The following is a 19,969-nucleotide window of genomic DNA, read 5'->3' on the forward strand; positions in this document are numbered from 1 at the left end:
GGTAATCTTCTTCTATTGCATTATCTAGTTTTCAAGGAACAAGTTATAACGAGAGATTGCTCTCTCAAAACTGAACGAACAAATAAAGACGTCTTTTAATGAAGATAAACTTCATTTCATCCTTAGAAAGGAGGTGATCCAGCCGCACCTTCCGATACGGCTACCTTGTTACGACTTCACCCCAATCATCTGTCCCACCTTAGGCGGCTGGCTCCAAAAGGTTACCCCACCGACTTCGGGTGTTACAAACTCTCGTGGTGTGACGGGCGGTGTGTACAAGGCCCGGGAACGTATTCACCGCGGCATGCTGATCCGCGATTACTAGCGATTCCGGCTTCATGCAGGCGAGTTGCAGCCTGCAATCCGAACTGAGAATGGTTTTATGGGATTGGCTAAACCTCGCGGTCTCGCAGCCCTTTGTACCATCCATTGTAGCACGTGTGTAGCCCAGGTCATAAGGGGCATGATGATTTGACGTCATCCCCACCTTCCTCCGGTTTGTCACCGGCAGTCACCTTAGAGTGCCCAACTGAATGCTGGCAACTAAGATCAAGGGTTGCGCTCGTTGCGGGACTTAACCCAACATCTCACGACACGAGCTGACGACAACCATGCACCACCTGTCACTCTGTCCCCCGAAGGGGAACGTCCTATCTCTAGGAGTGTCAGAGGATGTCAAGACCTGGTAAGGTTCTTCGCGTTGCTTCGAATTAAACCACATGCTCCACCGCTTGTGCGGGCCCCCGTCAATTCCTTTGAGTTTCAGCCTTGCGGCCGTACTCCCCAGGCGGAGTGCTTAATGCGTTTGCTGCAGCACTAAAGGGCGGAAACCCTCTAACACTTAGCACTCATCGTTTACGGCGTGGACTACCAGGGTATCTAATCCTGTTCGCTCCCCACGCTTTCGCGCCTCAGCGTCAGTTACAGACCAGAGAGTCGCCTTCGCCACTGGTGTTCCTCCACATCTCTACGCATTTCACCGCTACACGTGGAATTCCACTCTCCTCTTCTGCACTCAAGTCCCCCAGTTTCCAATGACCCTCCACGGTTGAGCCGTGGGCTTTCACATCAGACTTAAAGGACCGCCTGCGCGCGCTTTACGCCCAATAATTCCGGACAACGCTTGCCACCTACGTATTACCGCGGCTGCTGGCACGTAGTTAGCCGTGGCTTTCTGGTTAGGTACCGTCAAGGTACCGGCAGTTACTCCGGTACTTGTTCTTCCCTAACAACAGAGTTTTACGATCCGAAAACCTTCATCACTCACGCGGCGTTGCTCCGTCAGACTTTCGTCCATTGCGGAAGATTCCCTACTGCTGCCTCCCGTAGGAGTCTGGGCCGTGTCTCAGTCCCAGTGTGGCCGATCACCCTCTCAGGTCGGCTACGCATCGTTGCCTTGGTGAGCCGTTACCTCACCAACTAGCTAATGCGCCGCGGGCCCATCTGTAAGTGATAGCCGAAACCATCTTTCAGCTTAAGGACATGAGTCCAAAAGCATTATCCGGTATTAGCTCCGGTTTCCCGAAGTTATCCCAGTCTTACAGGCAGGTTGCCCACGTGTTACTCACCCGTCCGCCGCTGACTTCAGGGAGCAAGCTCCCATCTGTCCGCTCGACTTGCATGTATTAGGCACGCCGCCAGCGTTCGTCCTGAGCCAGGATCAAACTCTCCAAGAAAGAGTTGATTAGCTCTTGTGTACATAATGTACATTGTTGATTCCGAAGAATCTTTTTTAAACGTTGACGTTTTATTGTTCGTTCAGTTTTCAAAGAGCAATTTTTGTAGCGGGTGAAGGGAATCGAACCCTCATCATCAGCTTGGAAGGCTGAGGTTTTACCACTAAACTACACCCGCATTATAATAATGATATTATTAGGAAGACTCGATGGTCGGGAAGACAGGATTCGAACCTGCGACCCCTTGGTCCCAAACCAAGTGCTCTACCAAGCTGAGCTACTCCCCGTATATATGGCGCGCCCGAAAGGAGTCGAACCCATAACCTTCTGATCCGTAGTCAGACGCTCTATCCAATTGAGCTACGGGCGCATATGTTTCTAAAGCAACTTTTATATCTTACCACATCGTTTTGTTCTTGTCAACAACTTTTTTTGGTGCGGCCGAGAGGACTTGAACCTCCACGGGATTAACTCCCACTAGGCCCTCAACCTAGCGCGTCTGCCATTCCGCCACGACCGCTCATTAAGAGCGACAAGATCAATCATAACACAATGTTTTATCCAGCGCAAGCACTTTTTTAAGATTAAAGTAGAAGTGCGGGTGAAGGGAGTCGAACCCCCACGCCTTGCGGCGCCAGATCCTAAGTCTGGTGCGTCTGCCAATTCCGCCACACCCGCATATTAAAATGAAAATGGTGAGCCATGAAGGACTCGAACCTTCGACCCTCTGATTAAAAGTCAGATGCTCTACCGACTGAGCTAATGGCTCAAAAATAATGGCTGGGCTAGCAGGATTCGAACCTACGCATGACGGAGTCAAAGTCCGTTGCCTTACCGCTTGGCTATAGCCCAATATTAGAATGGCGGTCCCGACGGGAATTGAACCCGTGATCTCCTGCATGACAAGCAGGTAAGTTAACCGCTACACCATGGAACCTGTGATATATCAGGTATATTAAAGTGACCCGTACGGGATTCGAACCCGTGTTACCGCCGTGAAAGGGCGGTGTCTTAACCGCTTGACCAACGGGCCAAAAAATAAACTGGCGGAGAAGGAGGGATTTGAACCCTCGCGCCGCTTACGCGACCTACACCCTTAGCAGGGGCGCCTCTTCAGCCACTTGAGTACTTCCCCATAATGGCTCCGCAGGCAGGACTCGAACCTGCGACCGTTCGGTTAACAGCCGAATGCTCTACCACTGAGCTACTGCGGAATAACAATATCATCTTATCGACTCTTTACATTATAATGACCGGTATTTTAAAAGTCAAGCATGTTTTGAAGAAACTTTCACCTGACTGTTTTCATAGTATTATTGCTCAATTAAAATATTCTCCCTAACGAAGCTTAACTTCCCTTTACATTTGCCGCAAACATATTTCCGTGTGTCAATCTTTCGTCTTCTTTCATATAAGTGACCGCAATTCTGACAGCGGTATAAAACTTGTTTTCTGCTTTTGCTAGTATGCACAGGTAAAGTAGAACAAAACCGCGGAGCTCCTACTTTTTTCATCAATGCCCGGAAATCCTGATCTCGATGTTTATACCCTTTGCCTTCTAAATGCAAATGATAATGGCAAAGTTCATGTTTGATAATCCCAATTAATTCTTCGACACCGAATTGTTCTAGATACTTTTTATTTAATTCAATTCGATGATCCCTCAGCATATACCTCCCGCCTGTTGTCCGAAGGCGGTTATTAAAAAAAGCTTTATGCCGAAATGGCTTTTGAAAACTTTCAAGTGATATCGTTTCAACCAGCTTTTGCAATTCTGCTTGTTCCATTTGAAAATCCCCTTTTAAACTTGTAAACATGACAACCTATTATAGCATACATTATAAGACCCCAGAGAACTGCGAATGAAACATATTGGAGGAATCATCATGCCTGTATGGTTTCAAAATCAAATTCAGCGAGCTTTTTATGAAAAAGATCGGTCCCAGATAAAGTTATTAAATCAGTGCTGGTACTTTTATCGGAAAAAGTACAGTTAATAGTACCTTGCATTCTTTTGCTATCTCGATTTTACACAGTACTAATAGATTTTAAAGTTCATCATATAAGATAGGCATTCGCAGAGACATTCAAGCAACTAGCTGCGTTTATATCTTTTACCCTTATGTCAGCAAAAACGACACTGCTAATTTATACTATCAGAAAAGAGGGTGATCCTAAGCAAACCGCCCAGAATCACCCTCCTTTTCATTAAGGCTTAAGCATTGTTAAAGCAACTCTGCCCTTATTTTTATCAACAGAATCAACCCAAACCGTCACAACATCACCAACAGAAACAACATTAAGCGGATGCTTGACGAACTGTTTGCTGAGCTTTGAGATATGAACAAGCCCATCCTGTTTTACACCAATATCTACGAATGCACCAAAATCAACCACATTGCGGACTGTACCTTGGAGTTCCATCCCTGTTTCCAAATCCTCAAGCTGGAGAACATCTTTTTTCAATAATGGTTTTGCCAAATCATCCCTTGGGTCTCTGGCAGGACGTACAAGTGCCTCAATAATATCTTTAAGTGTCGGCACACCTACCCCTAATTCACCAGCAGTCTTTTCAATATTTATTGCATTTAATTCATTAACAAGTTCCGTTGAACCAAGATCTGCAGTTGAAAAGCCTAAGCTCTTCAGTAATTTCATTACTTCCGGATAGGATTCCGGGTGAATACTTGTGCGATCAAGAGGTTCAGAACCATCTAAGATCCTCAAAAACCCAATCGCCTGCTCATACGTTTTCGCTCCCAGACGCGGGATTTTTTTCAGCTGGCTTCGCTGCAGGAACTTCCCTTCTTCTTCTCGCTTTTTAATGATATTGTTTGCTACTGTTTTGGAAAGACCTGCAACATACTGAAGCAATGAAGAAGAGGCTGTATTGACGTTAACACCCACTTGGTTAACGGCTGTCTCAACTACAAATGTTAAAGATTCACTCAACTTCTTCTGTGAAACATCATGCTGATACTGGCCTACACCAACCGATTTCGGATCTATTTTCACCAGCTCTGCCAGGGGGTCTTGAAGGCGGCGCCCAATGGATACTGCACTTCTTTCTTCCACCTGCAGATTAGGAAACTCTTCTCTCGCAAGATCTGATGCGGAATAAACGCTTGCCCCTGCTTCATTTACTATTAAATAATAGATTTCTTCATCTATTTCCTTTAAAATATCGGCAATAAATTGCTCTGTTTCCCTTGAAGCTGTTCCATTACCAATCGCAACCATTTCTACATGGAATGTCTTTAAGATATCAACGACTTTAGAACTTGCTTCTTTTCTTTTAGAAACAGGCGGATGCGGATAAATGACATCTATTTTTAATACCTTGCCGGTTTCGTCGACCACTGCAAGTTTACATCCTGTCCGATAAGCTGGATCAACCGCCAGGACAACCTTTCCTTTTAGCGGCGGCTGCAGCAATAATTTGCGAAGATTCTCTGAGAAAATCCGAATTGCCTGCTCTTCTGCTTTTTCTGTCAGCTCTGCACGTATTTCTCTCTCGATGGATGGCTGAATAAATCGTTTATAGCTTTCCTCAACCGCTTCTTTTAGATAGATTGCAGCAGGAGACCGGTCATCAGTTATCCACTTCTTCAACAGATATCCGACAACCACTTCATCATTCGGCTTAACGTTAATTCGCAGCACATCTTCTTTTTCACCGCGGTTTAGCGCTAATGTACGATGGGGAACAATCTTGCTGATCGGCTCCTCGTACTCATAGTACATTTCAAACACATTTTTCTCATCGTTTTCCTGATTCTTAAGCTTAGATTCAACTTTTCCGTTCTTAGCCGTTTCCTGCCGTATCCATTTTCTGCTCTCAGCATCGTCTGAAACCCATTCTGCAATAATTTCTTTTGCACCAGCCAGCACATCTTCAACTGTCAGCAGTTCATGTTCCTCTGACAGGAATTCATTTGCCTTCTCTTCTATTTGCACATTTTGCGGCAAACCAGCAAGCCACTCCGCAAATGGCTCTAATCCTTTTTCTTTTGCGATGGTTGCCTTCGTTCTTCTTTTTTGTTTATAGGGGCGATAAAGGTCTTCTACCTCTTGAAGCTTTGCAGCTTTTTGGATTGATTTTGAAAGTTCTTCTGTAAGCTTACCTTGCTCATCAATTAATCTAATGACCTCTGACTTACGCTGCTGCAGGTTTTGTATGTATTGCCAGCGTTCCATAATGTTGCGGATTTGCACCTCATCAAGGGCTCCGGTCATTTCTTTACGGTAACGTGCAATGAAAGGAACTGTATTACCCTCTTCCAGAAGGGCAATTGTACTGTTGACCTGTTTATTGGTTAGTCCTTCTTCTTTTACAATTTGCTGCAAGGTTTCTTGTCGATTTTCCAATTCCATTCCTCCACATTTTGCTTTTAATATTTATTTTAACAAAAGATGAAGTGGATTTCATACATTCCCTGTATACGTGTGCTTTATAGCTTTAAGTTAAATGTACAGATTACTGCCAGCTGACAAACCTGCAAAGTGGATGGCTGGGCATAGTTGGACATACATTTCACTCTTCACATTACCTTCTGATTACACAAGAAAACCTGCTCCCATTAGAGCAGGCTTCCAATAATAAATGTTGCATCATCATCATTTGTGGCACTTTCTTTTTTTATTGTTTCAGCAATATGGCAGATCGGCACAAATGGTTTGAGCAAATCTTTGACTCCAGTTATATTAATTCCATCTGAGTATACAAGAAATTTGGATTTGTTTTCGTATTTAAAACGCTGCGTATTAAAGGTTTGTTTCCTGCCTGACAAGTACCCCGTCACTGGCAATGGATACGTGAGTTTCTCGGATTGAGAATACAAAAAGAAGCGAATGTTGCCTACACAGCTGTATGTAAGTTCTTTCTCTGCAAAAGAGAACTTAAATATTGAAACAGCTGCTCCTCTTTTTTGAAGCAGTGCCTGATTACAGAGGTTCATTAATGAATCAACATCCAAGTTGTGATGTTTTTCTACTATATCTGTTACAGCCGCAGAAGCTTCATTTGCATACTGTCCGCTCCCAAGGCCATCTGCCAGTACACATATATAGTATTCATCAGTAGCTACATAGTAATAGCTGTCACCACAATAATCCTTGCCTTTTTTTGCCGTTTGAAACGCAACGACTTCAACCTTATCGTTTAACATTTCTGTCATGAAAGGCACTCCGAATTATCCGCTTCTGCATGAATTGCCTCTTGGAGTTTTTTTATTGCTCTCCTTTGCAATCTTGATACATGCATTTGCGAAATACCAAGCTTGTCCCCGGCTTCTTTTTGACTTAAGTTCTCCAAGTAAGTAAATTGAATAATTTGCTTTTCCCGTTCAGATAAAACATGAAGGACTTTTTCTAAAACAAGCATTTGATTCACTTTTTCATATCCATCATCTTCGTTTCCGACAATATCAAGAAGCGTAACGGTTCCGCCATCTGAATCTGCTTCAATTGAATGATCAACTGATAACGCCTGATAGCTTTTTCCCATCTCCATTGCTTCTAATACTTCTTCTTCTGAAACCCCGATATAATCAGCAATTTCATCTACTCTTGGCGAACGCTGAAGCTGTATGGTCAATTCTTCAGCTGTCGTTTTAATTTTTGGACCTAATTCTTTAATACGACGCGGTACGTGGACACTCCAGGTTTTATCCCTGAGAAATCGTTTAATTTCACCGATAATTGTTGGAACTGCAAAAGCTTCAAAGGATTTTCCGAAAGATTCATCATAGCGGCGGATCGCACCAAGCAGACCAATAATACCGACTTGTACGATATCTTCATGATAAGATCTTCCCTTAGAATACTTTCGGGCAATCGACTCTACTAAATTTTTGTATTGTAATACGAGTGTATTCTGGGCAACTTCATCCTGATGTTCTTGATAGGATTTAATTAGCTGATTAATTTCTTCTTTGGTTCTGTGATTAGGTTGAGATTGTTTCTGCATCCCTCTCCACCTGCTCTCCCTCTAGGTACTTAGTCATAAAGACCGTAACACCCTCTTTATGATGAATTCGAACTTCATCCATCAATGTTTCAATCAGATATAGGCCCAGTCCCCCTTCACGTAAAAATTCCACTGAATCTGTCTCATGATAAGGGCCGATCCCTTCTCTCGCCTGCTGAAAGTCAAAACTTTTTCCATTATCAGCCACCATAACTTCAAGCCTGTCATTATATAGGCCGAATCCAATTAGGACTTCCCCTTCGTCAGATTGCTTATATGCGTGCTGCACTGCATTAGTGCAGGCTTCACTCGTTGCAATCTTTAGATCTTCTATTTCATCATAGGAAAAGCCCAATCTGCTGGCAATCCCTGATAACGTCAAACGTATAATCCCAACAAACTCTGGTTTTGCAGGGATTCTCATTTCAATATAATCGAATGGTTCGTTCATTGTACTCCACCTTCAATCTGGGTGTTAATATCAATTATGTCGGCTAAGCCAGTAATCTCAAAAAGTCTTTTTAGCCTATCTGATAAACCAATGATCTTAAATTCTCCATTATTTGCACGGACGTTTTTAAAAACACCAACAAAAACGCCTAAACCTGTACTATCCATGTAGGAAACATCCGATAAGTTCACAACCATTTGGACGCCTTCCTTTTCAGCTAGCGGAAAGAGGTTTTCACGAAGTTTAGGTGCTGTATATGCATCAATTTCTCCGCTTACTTTTACTTCAACCAGCTTCTCATTTTCCTTAACGTCTATAGAAATATTCATACTAGACCCACCTTTATACATGTCTTCTCCATGCTCTTAATTACCCCGATCCGGGCTGCGTTAAACCTTTCTTTTAAAAATAATTAAAGTAAAGTCATCACGCAGCTGCAAATCCTGCATTTTCTCAAGCTCTTTATAAACACTAGTCACAATGTCCTGTGCATCTAAATGGATGAATTTCTTAATGAGTTCAAGCAGCGATTCTCTTTCTATAAAACCATCCTCGGTTCGGCATTCCGTCACACCATCAGACATAAGAATGATCATATCTCCAACATCGACTGTTCGCTCATATTGTCTGTACTTCGTCTTCTTTTCAATCCCCAGCAGCAATCCCTTTGCAGGAAGCTCAGTAAACTCAGCACTTTCAGCATTGTAAAATAAACAAGGTTCATGACCCGCAGAAGCATATGAAAACACATGTTTTTCCGTATCATATATTCCATAAAACATGGTAATAAACATCGTTAGATCAACGTTCTGTTCAACAACGCGATTTAAATTTTCGAGGACATCCTTTGGATTCATTCTATTTTCAGGTAAACTATCCATCGCATACTTTATCATGGACATACACAATGCAGCCGGGAGACCTTTCCCAATAACATCTGCAATGGCAATACTGACACTATTGTTTTCATCCTGTACAAAATGATGGTAGTCTCCATTCATATGTTTGGCAGGCACACTAATCGCCCCGATATCAAGACAATCAATGTTTGGGATCGATGTTCCCAATAGTGTTTTCTGCACATTTGCAGCAATTTCCATTTCACTTCTAAGCTCCTGCTGGATATGCTTTAAATTTTGATGCTCCCGTAGCGCAAATCCATACCCAACCATTACCTCTAAAAGAATATCAAATGAATGAGCAATTTCCGGCTGCATATCTGGGAATAGATCAACGATTAGCTGCTTATGAATGCTTATTATTTCCTCAGGCGAAATCATATGTTCAATTGATTTCCGGCTGAATTTTTGACTGCTATATAATGATTGCTCCGATTGGTCTTTAAGATAATTGACGAGAATATCTCGGTATTTATCCGCAATTATTTCTCGAAAATCCATTTATACTCCCCCTAACGGAGCCATTTGGTTGCTTTTATATCTGTACCTTTTCCAGGTTCTGAGTCAATGACAAATTCGTCCATCAACCGCTTTACTCCAGGCAGTCCAGCTCCAAGTCCACCTGAAGTGGAATAACCATCTTCCATAACTTGACGCAAATCACTAATCCCGGGACCGCTGTCCGCTGCCAATATCTGCAACCCTGCTTTTCCCCCGTCGTATATCTTTTCGATGCACACTTGACCTTGGCCGGCATATAAATAAATATTCCGTGCAAGCTCACTGATTGCTGTTGTTATCCTCGCCTGATCGACCGTACCAAAGCCAAGGTCTTTTGCAACATTACGTCCCAGCTGCCTTGCTGCAACGATGTCCCATTCGTTTATGATCTTTACGCAGGATTGGTTTTCCATGGTTACTCCCCCAATTCCTGTTGTAGTTTCTCCAAACCTTTTTCTAGATCAATGGCAGTCAGGACATCATTCAATCCAATGCCCAGTTCAATGAGCGTAATAGCAACAGCAGGCTGAATGCCAGTTATGACAACTTTAGCTCCCATCAGTTTGGACATATCTATTACATCGCCAAGTACCTTAGCAATAAAAGAGTCTATAAAATCAATGGATGTTAAATCAATAACAACCCCATTTGCGCTTGTGACATGAATTTTATTCAGTAAATCTTCCTGAAATTGCAGTGCTGTCTTATCATCCAGCTCCCATTGAATGGATACAAGCAGGCAGTTATGCAGTTTTAAAATAGGAATTCTCGGACTTCTCACTCTGCTTCCTCCACCTTAACAATTTTTCTTTTTGTTATCTCAAGTGCGGCTTCTACACCTTTTTTGAGTGTATTTTTAGTCGTAATTTGATTTAAGTCAATTCCAAGATTCACAATCGTTTGGGCGATCTCAGGACGGATGCCGACGATCATACACTTTGCACCTACAAGTCTTACTGCATCTGCAGCCTGTATAATATGATGCGCCACCATTGTATCTACAACAGGTACACCCGTAATATCGATTAACACCACTTCTGAACGGTGCTTGACTGTTCCTTGGAGAAGATTCTCCATAATTTGTTTCGCTCTTTCAGTATCTATCGTTCCAACTAAAGGCATTACCGTTATATTGTCAAATACCGGAATAAGCGGAGCTGATAACTCTTGAAGAGCTATCTTTTGCATTGAAACCGTTCTTTCCCATGTCGAAGAGTACATATTAACCATCTCGTTAACCATTGGGTTCATCCAGCGATCAAATTCAAAAACGGTATCCATTTGATTTTCATTATTGACTAAACCGTCACCCTGCATCTTTTGGAAAACAATTTTCCCAAAAATATTTAAGGCCTTTGTTACAAAGCTGAGCGGCCAGCCAAGACGTACTACTTTTTCTGAAAAATCCGATAATCTGGAAGTGAATTCTTCCGTCGAGTTTTTTACACTCGCGATAATAACATCTATAAATTCATAGCTGGTTGAATTGAATACTTGATCAGAGACAACTTTTACAACACGTTCATCGCCATTTTCCTTCAAGGACTCTATCCATTCATTAAAAATCTGGTCTTTGTTTTCTTGAATATAATTTAAGATTACGCTATTCATTATGTCCTCCCCATTTTATCATATAAAGAATATGCACATTCCCAATACTTAGCATTGTAAAACAAACTCAAAGTTTGTAAAAAAATAAACATATATGTAGTTTTTATAGCAAAGTTATTACTTATATTTCGTAAGTAGAAATAAAAAAAATGATATATATGACTTTTTTATATACCCGCATTACTTATAGGTTAAACCTATTTTGTTTTATTTTCTCAAACAGCTTTTAATCAAACTATTTTTTCTCATTCTTCTACTTACATTCTACTGAAATGGCTCAGAAATCTCTAACCATATATTCTTTTCTTCCTATTATAAAACCTTCATTTTTAAATCATTGAAAAAAAAATCGCCCCCTGCTATGGAGCGATCACATTTTATAATTAAAATTCGATGAGTCCTAAACTAATTTGCAGGGCTTCATCCACTTTCTCCATCATTTCGTCATCGAGATGGGTAATCTTATCGGTTAAGCGCTGTTTATCAATTGTACGAATCTGTTCTAAGAGGATGACTGAATCCCTTTCAAACCCATAACGTTTCGCATCAATTTCAACGTGAGTAGGCAGCTTTGCTTTTTGGATCTGGGCCGTTATTGCTGCAATAATTACTGTGGGACTAAACCGATTCCCGATGTCGTTTTGGATGACCAATACTGGACGTACGCCGCCTTGTTCGGAACCAACAACTGGGGATAGGTCTGCAAAATAAACGTCACCACGTTTGACAATCAATTTATTAGCCTCCGCTTACAAGACGTTCAACTGTGTGTTCTGCCTCATATTCCGCTTGAAATGCTTCAGATGCAATCGTCAAATTTATTTTTGCCATTTCCATATAGCCGCGTCTCATGGATTCGCGAATCTGTCTTTTTTTCCGTTCACGCAAATACATTTTGGTCGCTTGATAAATGAGTTCACTCCGATTAACGTTTTCCTGCTTTACAAAGCCGTCTAACTCGGTCAAAAGCTGCTGCGGCAGCTCCACCATAATCTCTGTTGTTGTGCTGGACTCAGACACAAACATACACCTCCACCATCGCTACACCATTTTATATCTACCATTTCTAATAGTACCATTATTCCGGGCAGTTGCAAAGACTATTCATCAATTCTACTGTATTATCTGCTAAGAAAATAAGATTTTATTCAGGGAAATAGAAAAATAAAGTCATTCCTTACAATAAAACATCATTTCTAATTTCTATGATGCTTCCCTCTTGCTTATACACTCTTGGGATTCTTCTTGAAATTAAGCAAGTAACTTCATAGTTGATGGTATCAAGCTTTGCAGCGATTTCATTCACCGGAATGATTTCATCTCCCTGCTTGCCAATCAAGGTGACCGTGGTGCCAACTTCCATTTGATATGGCAGTCTCACCATACATTGATCCATGCAGATCCTTCCAACAATTGGAACCCTTTGCCCATTTACAAGTACTTCCTGCCCCTGTAATTTCCGGATCCAGCCGTCTGCATAGCCAATTGGCAGCGTGCCAATCCACTCATCCTGCTCTGCCGTGTAAGTCGCTCCGTAGCTTACTTTATCACCTTTATTCAGTCTTTTGACATGAATTAGCTTGCTATGGAGTGAAAATGCTTCATTTAAAGGAAAAGGCAGTACCTTTTCCATCTCTGTCGAAGGTGTCAGTCCATACATAGCAATCCCTAATCGAGCTACATTAAAATGAGCTCGGGCGAATCTTAATCCCGCTGCACTATTACTTGCGTGGATCAGCGGAGGAAGATCTTTTATCCATGAGAGCATCTCATCAAATTGCTGCAGCTGCTTTGAGAAATATTCTGTCTCCAGTTCATCCGCCGTGGCAAAGTGCGTGAAAATACCTTCAAATGTAAACAGATCGTCATCCATCAGCACACTCTCGATCTTTGCCCATTCTTCCTGTGAAGTGATGCCTATTCTCCCCATCCCCGTATCAAACTTGACATGAATTCGAAGAGAAGGACAATCATCTAAATAGGCTTTTGCTTTTTGAAGCCAGTCGCTTTGGAAAATGGTAAGAGCAATATTTTCCTTTGCCGCAAAACATGCATGTTCCGGCCTGCTTGCGCCTAATACAAGGATCGGTGCTGTAATGCCTGATTTTCTAAGAGCAAATGCCTCATCCAGTGTTGCAACAGCCAAATATTCGGCACCTGCCTTTAAGGCTGTTTTAGCGATCGCTAAATCTCCATGCCCATAGGCATTCGCTTTAACAACCGCCATTATTTTCGTCCCTTTTTGAACATGCTTCTTCATTGCCTCTACATTATATGTTATCTTATCAAGATTTATTTCTGCCCAAGTATCTCTGAAAAATTGATTCTTATCCATTTCTATACCTTCACTTCCTCATTCTCCCCTTAAAATATTATGTTAAATTATCAGTCTCTTGCAGGGGGAATGTCAAGAAATGATAAGGAATCTTCTTATTTATGCAATCGAGTAGGAGGGGGTGACTAACCCCCGACCTCTCACACCACCGTACGTACCGTTCGGTATACGGCGGTTCAATTAAGTTTGACGTAGAAATTCATATCTTTGATATAGACTTTTGAGCCCTCGATTACTCCAATAAGAGTTATTGAGGGTTTTGTTTAGAACCGGACTAGAGGCTATTCTCCAATATCTCTTTCTGGAGTTTCCCCATTCGTATGCCTTTTGGTCTGGAACACCTAAGCCCTTGAGTTTTCTTACTCTTGTCCCCGGATTCTTCCATTGTTTCCATTCAATCATACGAAGTCTTCTCCTAATCCACTCATCAAATTCTTTAAATTTGCTAGGTGTATCGGCTAATGCAAAATATCCACACCATCCCGTTAGATATTGATTTAGTTTCTCAATTCTACCTTCCATGGAAATGGATTTGGAACGGGAGGTTAACTCTCGTATTTTAGCTTTAAGCCTTTTAATACTTTCGTTGGCTATTCGAACCTTCGGTTTCTTATTAATCGTAAAGCTAAAGCCAAGGAACTTTCGTTTCCACGGGCGGTCAACCGCTGATTTATCCCTGTTCACTTTGAGCTTTAATTTCTGCTCAATAAAACATGTAATCGAGTTCATCACACGTTCTCCAGCTTTCTTCGATTTCATGTAGATATTACAATCATCGGCGTAGCGGACAAACTTGTGACCTCTCCTTTCTAACTCTTTATCAAGCTTATCCAAAAGGATATTCGAAAGAAGAGGGCTCAGGGGGCCTCCTTGTGGTGTTCCTTCTTCTGCATCGTAGACTACACCATTTATCATGATTCCTGCTTGGAGATATTTCCGTATTAATTTCAAGACCAATCGGTCTTGGATTCTGCTTGCCAATATCCCCATCAACTTATCATGATTCACTTTGTCAAAGAACTTCTCCAAGTCCATATCAATCACCCACCTATAACCTTCACTTATGTATCCCCTTGCTTTACGAACAGCGTCATGGCCTCTTCGGCTTGGCCTGAACCCATAACTATGTTCTGAGAAGATTGGGTCAAAAAGTGGGGTTAAAACTTGGGCAATTGCCTGTTGAATGAACCGGTCTGTCACGGTCGGTATTCCTAGTAATCTTACTCCACCGTTCGGTTTCGGGATTTCGACTCGACGGACTGGGGTAGGCTGATAGGTACCCTTCCTTAAAGAGTCACATAGGGTGTCCCAGTTTTCATAGAGATGTCTTCGTAGGGATTTTACGGACATTCCATCTATGCCGTGACTTCCTTTGTTCTTCTCCACACGTTTAAGTGCTTCTATTAAGTTTTCCCGTGACAGAATCAGATTCATTAACATGTGATATTTCCTTTCGACGTGAACGTAGAAGTCTAATTATGTTATTCCTGCTCCACCCTCATGAAGTCCCCTGTGGATTCACCACTTCCTCCTTCAAGTAAGTCCTTTCGGATTGTCTGCTTCTACACAGGAATTGTATGCCTAGTTCTCGTTCTTCCTAATTGTTCAGTCCTTCCCTTACCGTCTCGAGTAGGTAAGGTACTATGACCTCTGCTGACTTCTGGTTGTTCAGCTATCTATTTCTAGATAGGTTACCAAGTGTACTTGGCGTACCAACCAGACCTCCCCGGGTAAGAGTACAATCTTTCCCTCCATCTATCTGCTCCATTTACTCTGTACCACCTTCGGCAGTAAGGACTTTGTTTTGTCTGGCAAACTCATCCAATGATACCTAGCCTTGTATGAAGTTCGTGTTCCTCAGACCGGAGGTTTGCCGCTCGCTTCCTTCAGATTCCGCGTCGCCGCGGACACCCTTGCGTTAAGCTAACCACTACTACTGCCTTCGTGGCTCGGGACTTGCACCCTATAGATTGCACCCATGCCGGGCGCACCAGAAAAAAAAGGCTGCTTTTAAACAGCCTGTCTGCTTTAGCAGACTGAAATCAGCCTGCCTTCTTATTTTACTACGTCCCCTTGAACGGATTGAGCAACTGAAAGCATTTCTTCTTCCGTTAAATCATTGGAAGCAAGCATATATTCAACTCCCTGATAGGTCCAGGAGATTGTATTATCAGTCATCGCGCCGATTGTAAAGCCAAGATCAACAGGCTCTCCACTTACGGAAGTCGCCATGCTGGATGTCTCCATAGCAACTGCCTTTTCTTGGATTAACGTATAGGATTTCTCGCCTTTATAGGTTAAGATAACCCGTTTTCCATCCTCAGTTTCAACTTCTGTCTCCTGAAGCTCGACACCTGAAAGTTCATATTCAGGATACATAACAGAAAACTCATCAGACTCATTTTCTGCTAAAACTGGAACCGTATTAAGCTGAGCACGAGTCATATTCTTCTGCATATCAAAGTCGCTTTGATCTAGTTTTTCATTGAATTTCACTTCTGTGAAATCAACTGTTACAAGGGCATTTCCTTCTGTATCCATTACTTTAACACTCACTGGTGATAAATCTGACTTCTTTAGAGTAATTTCCTGAGTCGGAAGCATTTGGCTGTTTTGATATCTTGTTTTTGTTTCAAAAACATACTGATCTTCCTTAGCCGTAAATTTAGCTTCCTGATCTTCTAAAATATCCTTGACCAGTGACTCATATAAATACGCTTGGCTGCTGTTTTCAGGCCATTCACTTTGGAACTTGAAACTTTTATTCAAGGCAGGCGTTAATACAAACACCCCTTCATCATTGCGAAGGATCATTTGACTTTGTTCCTTTTGGGCATTGACTAAATTCACACGATAATAGGACGGATCTTTGTGCCAAACTTCAATGTCATATGTTTGCGGATCTGTGCCCATCTGCAGTGTCATCTTCGCTTTTGCCTTATAGCTCTCAGCCTCTTCCACTTTTTTGCTAAGATCTTTTGTAACATCCTCCTGTGATTTCGTGCCACAGGCTGCTAAAGTCAAAACAATACCTAGACCGGCAAGCAGCAGCAACAACCTCTTCTTCATTCCTTCAACCCCTTTTGTCTCGATTCGGCTTTTCGCCTTATGCGTTTCCTTGGCCTTGTCTCTTCTACGCACTACGAATATATGAGACAACCTTAGGAAATATGCTAGGAGGAATGACAAGCTTTTATTTTTTCATGGAGTTTGTTTCAAACTTAGCATTTAAAATGGGAGACTTTTTTAGATCATCCTTATTTTCATCATTAATCTTCAATAATAACCTGTGCGACTGCATAGTCTTTACTATGAGAAATAGAAAGGTGGACACCATGCTGAATCGGTTTCATGATGGATGGTTTACCTCTTTCATCTTTGGCTATTTCTATATCCTGAAAGGAGAGGTCACTGCCGATCCCTGTTCCGATTGCCTTAGAATATGCTTCTTTAGCAGCAAATCTGCCTGCCAGAAATTCAACCTGACGCTTACCGTGCAGCTGCTCAAATTGCTGATATTCTGAATAGGTCAGGATTCTCAGTGCAAATTTTTGCTGCTTGTCCACCAGCTTTTGAATTCTATGCAATTCAACAATATCTATGCCGATTCCTGTTATCATCTTTTTTCCTCCTTGTTCTTCATGCAAAAAAGGTGCTGAAACAGCCAATTCGGGCTATTATGATACTAAATCACTTAAGGACTCATAACGAATTTTAAGGGGGCTATTCATGTTTGTAAGAACGGAAAGCTTTAAAGAATTTATCCGCTACTATCCTGTCATTTCAACTATTATTGCCATTCACATTGTACTCTATCTTCTGACAGCATTGCCGATTTTTCCACCCGGCTGGCTGATGGAACGCTTTGCTGGAGTAAATCTTTATATTGTAAACGGCGAATATTGGCGACTGCTTACACCCATTTTTATGCATAGCGGCTTTGCTCATGTCCTATTCAATAGTTTTTCTCTTATTCTATTCGGACCTGTATTAGAAAGAATGCTTGGGAAAGGGAAGTTTGTTTTCTTATATTTGACGGCTGGAATTGCAGCCAACCTCGCCACTCTGCTGATTGAGCCTTTAACGTATATACATGTTGGGGCAAGCGGAGCCATTTTTGGCTTATTTGGCTTTTTCGCATCGATCATCGCTTTCCGTAAAGATCTTTTATCAAATGAAAATAAACAGCTGATTATTACCATCACTGTTATTGCTGTCATTATGACGTTCATGCAGTCAAACATCAATATTACCGGGCATTTATTCGGGCTGCTTGCAGGCTTTTTAATTGGCGCTGCTACTCTAAAAAAATAGCCGTGTTCAGCAAAGCTCAAATTAATTAATGGGCGCACTTGCTCCACTTTAATCACAAAAATACCCGAACGCAAGATAGGAGATGACTTGAAAATATCTTCTATTCGCTCGGGTATTTTTGTGTTTCAGCATCATTTTTAGTGTAAATTACAATCGATCCTCCGCTTTTTCAGTATACGAATACCATTCGTATACCTGCTGTACATCTCGTTTTTCCAAGTCAGCGACAGTGCCGCCGCTTCCGCCAAAACCTGACATGACTGCTGCATCCGCAGTTGCCAAATCGGCTCTTTCTTGAAAATAACTCTGTTCCATTGATAGCTTTTGAATACGATTCTTCTTCATAAATACCGTATTTTTAAGGAGACCGCGGTACCGCAATGTTAATTGCTGCCCATCTATTCCCCATCCCGCATCCTTATATTTTAAATAAGAAAGAAAAAGGGAGAACGGCAACAAAAGAAGAGCAAAATACCCCCAAGGTCTGAAAAAAAGAAGCGGCAAAACCATTGGCAAAATAGATGTCAGGAACCCGCGAAAAAGGTACCGTACACACGATCTGCGAGGCGCCGGCGTTAATATAGGTTCAAAAGCATAATCTGTCAGGTATGGTTTTAAGATGTCTGCAATGCGGCTTTTTTTTGTAATAGGCAGAAGCAAAACACTTGAACTGCTTGCATTCTGCAGTGAACCCCCTGCACTTTCCACATATACACTGGCAAATCCAAAAGGCTGCCGCAGTAAGTTTTCCGTTATCTTAACTGCTTGAATCCGGTTAAACGGAATTGTAAATTGCCGTTTTTCCAGCAAACCTCTTGTAATAATTAAATCATTATCCACTTTCTTCACTGTAAAATCAGCATACTTAAATAAAGAACCGATAAGTGCAATTAGCCATGCGATAAAGAAAATAATAAAAATGACAATACTTATAAAAAGAATTCCGTTTTTAATAAAATGTTCAAATTGAGCAAAAATCCGTTCATACGGAAGCACTTCATCCAGCTGCAGGATAAATGCTACTACAGCCGAAATTACTACCCCTGCACCGCCAGAAGTAGATGAAAGCAGCAGCAGCTCACCTGGTGAAATTTTGTAAACAATATCTTCTTTAGGCTCTGCGGACAGATCCCTGTCATCATCCGCATCCGATGCTTGACTTTTAGAATGCAGAAGAGCCTGCTGTATGAGCGAAGCTTCCTGCTTGTTAATGGCTGTTAAAACCGCCTCTGCATCACCTTTTCCACTTGAGCCTGCTGTTTCCACCTTCATTTTGACCAAGTTAAATGGACGCTGAAGAATGCCTTCTGATGTATCCAGGCTTTGGATCCTTTCAAACGGAATATACCTTTTCTTGCGGACAAAAACCCCTGATTCTATGCGCAGTTCACCTTCCTCAATTCGATAAGTGAACCGCAGCCATGTAATAATACCTGAAAGCAATAGCAGGAGAATCACAATTCCAGAGGTAATGAATTGGAAGAATCCTCCCTCACCCCCAAATATAATAAGAACAAAGACGGGCAGCAGCAATTCCTTAAGACTCTGAAAAAAATTAGCCACTGCGGCAACCGGATGAAGTCTTTTTGGTTCAGACATCATCTGCTGCCACCCTCGCTAAATTTGAAATGAAAAATCGCAGCTGCTCTGCTTCATCCACATCAAGGGCAGGTATTTCGTGAACAGTCGCCGCAGTTGAAATAGCTACTGTAGCTAATCGGTATTTGCGCAGAATAGGACCTTGCTGTGTATCTACATGCTGCACACGGATCATTGGGATCAATGTGCTTTTAATAACGAATACACCATGCTGAATCTCGATTTCATTTTCCCTTACTTCATAGCGCCAGCGTTTCCACCTTAAACTTGGAATTAACATAATAAACACATAAGCATAGGCAGCGAAAAAAATAAGCGCTGCTCCAATAATCCAAAAAGGCCAATCAAATATAATGGTTAGGGCAATTGCTCCCCCGGCAGCTAAAAAAGCAAGGATGGAATGAATGGCGCCCGCAATTCGCCAAACCTTTAAGCCTCTCTTTGAAATGCGTTTTTGCGGTTTTGTAATCATCCGGTACCTCCTGAAAGTCTGATCATTAATACATTTAGTATACATGACATGTAAGTTCGTTGTATTCCTTTAAGTGGAATTTCTCTTATTGAATTTTATTATACGCATAAAAGGCAGAATGATCACTTAATGCAGCTATCTCT

General features: G+C 41.8%; 20 protein-coding genes, 11 tRNA genes and 1 rRNA gene. 2 read left to right on the plus strand and 30 right to left on the minus strand.

Annotated elements, in window-relative coordinates; translation table 11 throughout:
* Positions 1–126: 126 nt before the first annotated feature.
* The 13 genes from A6754_RS21085 to A6754_RS21145 all read right to left on the minus strand — a co-directional run bounded on the left by A6754_RS21085 (position 127) and on the right by A6754_RS21145 (position 3,463).
* Positions 127–1,676 (minus strand): 16S ribosomal RNA (locus tag A6754_RS21085).
* A 107-nt stretch (positions 1,677–1,783) separates the two neighbouring features.
* A tRNA-Gly gene (locus tag A6754_RS21090) sits at positions 1,784–1,854 on the minus strand.
* 32 nt (positions 1,855–1,886) lie between these two features.
* Positions 1,887–1,963 (minus strand) — tRNA-Pro (locus A6754_RS21095).
* Between the two features lie 6 nt (positions 1,964–1,969).
* Positions 1,970–2,046, minus strand: a tRNA-Arg gene (locus tag A6754_RS21100).
* Between the two features lie 63 nt (positions 2,047–2,109).
* Positions 2,110–2,196, minus strand: a tRNA-Leu gene (locus tag A6754_RS21105).
* 76 nt (positions 2,197–2,272) lie between these two features.
* Positions 2,273–2,354 (minus strand) — tRNA-Leu (locus tag A6754_RS21110).
* A 15-nt stretch (positions 2,355–2,369) separates the two neighbouring features.
* Positions 2,370–2,445: transfer RNA gene (locus A6754_RS21115), tRNA-Lys, on the minus strand.
* An 8-nt stretch (positions 2,446–2,453) separates the two neighbouring features.
* A tRNA-Gln gene (locus A6754_RS21120) sits at positions 2,454–2,528 on the minus strand.
* A 9-nt stretch (positions 2,529–2,537) separates the two neighbouring features.
* Positions 2,538–2,613: transfer RNA gene (locus A6754_RS21125), tRNA-Asp, on the minus strand.
* A 24-nt stretch (positions 2,614–2,637) separates the two neighbouring features.
* A tRNA-Glu gene (locus A6754_RS21130) sits at positions 2,638–2,709 on the minus strand.
* An 11-nt stretch (positions 2,710–2,720) separates the two neighbouring features.
* A tRNA-Ser gene (locus A6754_RS21135) sits at positions 2,721–2,811 on the minus strand.
* 4 nt (positions 2,812–2,815) lie between these two features.
* Positions 2,816–2,890, minus strand: a tRNA-Asn gene (locus tag A6754_RS21140).
* A gap of 99 nt (positions 2,891–2,989) precedes the next feature.
* Positions 2,990–3,463, minus strand: a complete 474-nt coding sequence (locus tag A6754_RS21145; RefSeq protein ID WP_066450615.1) for a SprT family protein — start codon at positions 3,461–3,463, stop codon at positions 2,990–2,992.
* A gap of 99 nt (positions 3,464–3,562) precedes the next feature.
* Here A6754_RS21145 and cmpA point away from each other — a divergent pair, with 99 nt between their 5' ends.
* On the plus strand, positions 3,563–3,673 hold the full coding sequence (cmpA, locus tag A6754_RS22870) for a cortex morphogenetic protein CmpA (protein ID WP_156495834.1): 111 nt from the start codon (positions 3,563–3,565) through the stop codon (positions 3,671–3,673).
* A 211-nt stretch (positions 3,674–3,884) separates the two neighbouring features.
* Here cmpA and A6754_RS21150 read toward each other — a convergent pair whose 3' ends face one another.
* The 15 genes from A6754_RS21150 to acpS form a co-directional block, all read right to left on the minus strand.
* Positions 3,885–6,050, minus strand: a complete 2,166-nt coding sequence (locus A6754_RS21150) for a Tex family protein (protein ID WP_066450617.1) — start codon at positions 6,048–6,050, stop codon at positions 3,885–3,887.
* 206 nt (positions 6,051–6,256) lie between these two features.
* The gene (locus A6754_RS21155; RefSeq protein ID WP_066450620.1) at positions 6,257–6,853 is read right to left on the minus strand and encodes a PP2C family serine/threonine-protein phosphatase; all 597 of its coding nucleotides are present in this window, start codon (positions 6,851–6,853) and stop codon (positions 6,257–6,259) included.
* Complete coding sequence (sigB, locus tag A6754_RS21160) at positions 6,850–7,644, minus strand: RNA polymerase sigma factor SigB (RefSeq protein ID WP_066450624.1); 795 nt, start codon at positions 7,642–7,644, stop codon at positions 6,850–6,852. Before sigB ends, A6754_RS21155 begins: the two co-directional genes overlap by 4 nt.
* Positions 7,622–8,095 carry an anti-sigma B factor RsbW gene (rsbW, locus tag A6754_RS21165; protein ID WP_066450627.1) on the minus strand — a complete coding sequence of 158 codons (474 nt, stop codon included), beginning with the start codon at positions 8,093–8,095 and terminating at the stop codon, positions 7,622–7,624. Before rsbW ends, sigB begins: the two co-directional genes overlap by 23 nt.
* The gene (locus A6754_RS21170; protein WP_066450632.1) at positions 8,092–8,424 is read right to left on the minus strand and encodes an anti-sigma factor antagonist; all 333 of its coding nucleotides are present in this window, start codon (positions 8,422–8,424) and stop codon (positions 8,092–8,094) included. The genes rsbW and A6754_RS21170 overlap by 4 nt, the downstream gene beginning before the upstream one ends.
* 60 nt (positions 8,425–8,484) lie before the next feature.
* Positions 8,485–9,495 (minus strand): PP2C family protein-serine/threonine phosphatase, encoded by a 1,011-nt coding sequence (locus A6754_RS21175; RefSeq protein WP_066450634.1) that lies wholly within the window; start codon positions 9,493–9,495, stop codon positions 8,485–8,487.
* Between the two features lie 11 nt (positions 9,496–9,506).
* On the minus strand, positions 9,507–9,908 hold the full coding sequence (locus A6754_RS21180; protein WP_066450636.1) for an anti-sigma regulatory factor: 402 nt from the start codon (positions 9,906–9,908) through the stop codon (positions 9,507–9,509).
* A 2-nt stretch (positions 9,909–9,910) separates the two neighbouring features.
* Positions 9,911–10,276: an STAS domain-containing protein gene (locus tag A6754_RS21185; RefSeq protein WP_066450646.1), complete on the minus strand. Its 366-nt coding sequence runs from the start codon at positions 10,274–10,276 to the stop codon at positions 9,911–9,913.
* Entirely contained in the window at positions 10,273–11,106 is an 834-nt protein-coding gene (gene rsbRA, locus A6754_RS21190) for an RsbT co-antagonist protein RsbRA (protein WP_066450649.1), read from the minus strand. Before rsbRA ends, A6754_RS21185 begins: the two co-directional genes overlap by 4 nt.
* Before the next feature lie 383 nt (positions 11,107–11,489).
* Positions 11,490–11,840, minus strand: coding sequence for a type II toxin-antitoxin system endoribonuclease NdoA (gene ndoA / locus A6754_RS21195; protein ID WP_019156408.1), 351 nt, complete (start codon positions 11,838–11,840; stop codon positions 11,490–11,492).
* Positions 11,841–11,844: 4 nt separating this feature from the next.
* Positions 11,845–12,126 carry a CopG family ribbon-helix-helix protein gene (locus tag A6754_RS21200; RefSeq protein WP_066451796.1) on the minus strand — a complete coding sequence of 94 codons (282 nt, stop codon included), beginning with the start codon at positions 12,124–12,126 and terminating at the stop codon, positions 11,845–11,847.
* A 157-nt stretch (positions 12,127–12,283) separates the two neighbouring features.
* Positions 12,284–13,441 carry an alanine racemase gene (gene alr, locus A6754_RS21205; protein WP_066450650.1) on the minus strand — a complete coding sequence of 386 codons (1,158 nt, stop codon included), beginning with the start codon at positions 13,439–13,441 and terminating at the stop codon, positions 12,284–12,286.
* A gap of 180 nt (positions 13,442–13,621) precedes the next feature.
* Complete coding sequence (gene ltrA / locus A6754_RS21210; protein ID WP_066442364.1) at positions 13,622–14,881, minus strand: group II intron reverse transcriptase/maturase; 1,260 nt, start codon at positions 14,879–14,881, stop codon at positions 13,622–13,624.
* A gap of 615 nt (positions 14,882–15,496) precedes the next feature.
* Positions 15,497–16,510, minus strand: coding sequence for a LolA family protein (locus A6754_RS21215; protein WP_066450653.1), 1,014 nt, complete (start codon positions 16,508–16,510; stop codon positions 15,497–15,499).
* Positions 16,511–16,710: 200 nt separating this feature from the next.
* A complete protein-coding gene (gene acpS, locus A6754_RS21220; RefSeq protein WP_066450655.1) occupies positions 16,711–17,061 on the minus strand; it encodes a holo-ACP synthase in 351 nt (116 codons plus the stop codon).
* A 109-nt stretch (positions 17,062–17,170) separates the two neighbouring features.
* On the opposite strand from acpS, the gene A6754_RS21225 reads away from it, so the two are divergent.
* Complete coding sequence (locus A6754_RS21225; RefSeq protein WP_066450658.1) at positions 17,171–17,755, plus strand: rhomboid family intramembrane serine protease; 585 nt, start codon at positions 17,171–17,173, stop codon at positions 17,753–17,755.
* A 147-nt stretch (positions 17,756–17,902) separates the two neighbouring features.
* Here the strand turns inward: A6754_RS21225 and A6754_RS21230 are convergent, their stop codons facing one another.
* Both A6754_RS21230 and A6754_RS21235 read right to left on the minus strand, forming a co-directional pair.
* A complete protein-coding gene (locus tag A6754_RS21230; RefSeq protein WP_066450660.1) occupies positions 17,903–19,354 on the minus strand; it encodes a PH domain-containing protein in 1,452 nt (483 codons plus the stop codon).
* Positions 19,347–19,826: a PH domain-containing protein gene (locus A6754_RS21235; RefSeq protein ID WP_066450662.1), complete on the minus strand. Its 480-nt coding sequence runs from the start codon at positions 19,824–19,826 to the stop codon at positions 19,347–19,349. Before A6754_RS21235 ends, A6754_RS21230 begins: the two co-directional genes overlap by 8 nt.
* Between the last annotated feature and the right edge of the window lie 143 nt (positions 19,827–19,969).

Origin of the sequence: Cytobacillus gottheilii (assembly GCF_001636345.1) — a bacterium.
Taxonomy (GTDB): Bacteria; Bacillota; Bacilli; order Bacillales; family Cytobacillaceae; genus Cytobacillus; species Cytobacillus gottheilii.

Coding starts and splice junctions, on each gene's coding strand:
- A6754_RS21145 (WP_066450615.1), bottom strand. CDS start 3,463: ATGGAACAAGCAGAATTGCAAAAGCTGGTTGAAACGATATCACTTGAA.
- cmpA (WP_156495834.1), top strand. CDS start 3,563: ATGCCTGTATGGTTTCAAAATCAAATTCAGCGAGCTTTTTATGAAAAA.
- A6754_RS21150 (WP_066450617.1), bottom strand. CDS start 6,050: ATGGAATTGGAAAATCGACAAGAAACCTTGCAGCAAATTGTAAAAGAA.
- A6754_RS21155 (WP_066450620.1), bottom strand. CDS start 6,853: ATGACAGAAATGTTAAACGATAAGGTTGAAGTCGTTGCGTTTCAAACG.
- sigB (WP_066450624.1), bottom strand. CDS start 7,644: ATGCAGAAACAATCTCAACCTAATCACAGAACCAAAGAAGAAATTAAT.
- rsbW (WP_066450627.1), bottom strand. CDS start 8,095: ATGAACGAACCATTCGATTATATTGAAATGAGAATCCCTGCAAAACCA.
- A6754_RS21170 (WP_066450632.1), bottom strand. CDS start 8,424: ATGAATATTTCTATAGACGTTAAGGAAAATGAGAAGCTGGTTGAAGTA.
- A6754_RS21175 (WP_066450634.1), bottom strand. CDS start 9,495: ATGGATTTTCGAGAAATAATTGCGGATAAATACCGAGATATTCTCGTC.
- A6754_RS21180 (WP_066450636.1), bottom strand. CDS start 9,908: ATGGAAAACCAATCCTGCGTAAAGATCATAAACGAATGGGACATCGTT.
- rsbRA (WP_066450649.1), bottom strand. CDS start 11,106: ATGAATAGCGTAATCTTAAATTATATTCAAGAAAACAAAGACCAGATT.
- alr (WP_066450650.1), bottom strand. CDS start 13,441: ATGGATAAGAATCAATTTTTCAGAGATACTTGGGCAGAAATAAATCTT.
- ltrA (WP_066442364.1), bottom strand. CDS start 14,881: ATGTTAATGAATCTGATTCTGTCACGGGAAAACTTAATAGAAGCACTT.
- A6754_RS21215 (WP_066450653.1), bottom strand. CDS start 16,510: ATGAAGAAGAGGTTGTTGCTGCTGCTTGCCGGTCTAGGTATTGTTTTG.
- acpS (WP_066450655.1), bottom strand. CDS start 17,061: ATGATAACAGGAATCGGCATAGATATTGTTGAATTGCATAGAATTCAA.
- A6754_RS21225 (WP_066450658.1), top strand. CDS start 17,171: ATGTTTGTAAGAACGGAAAGCTTTAAAGAATTTATCCGCTACTATCCT.
- A6754_RS21230 (WP_066450660.1), bottom strand. CDS start 19,354: ATGTCTGAACCAAAAAGACTTCATCCGGTTGCCGCAGTGGCTAATTTT.
- A6754_RS21235 (WP_066450662.1), bottom strand. CDS start 19,826: ATGATTACAAAACCGCAAAAACGCATTTCAAAGAGAGGCTTAAAGGTT.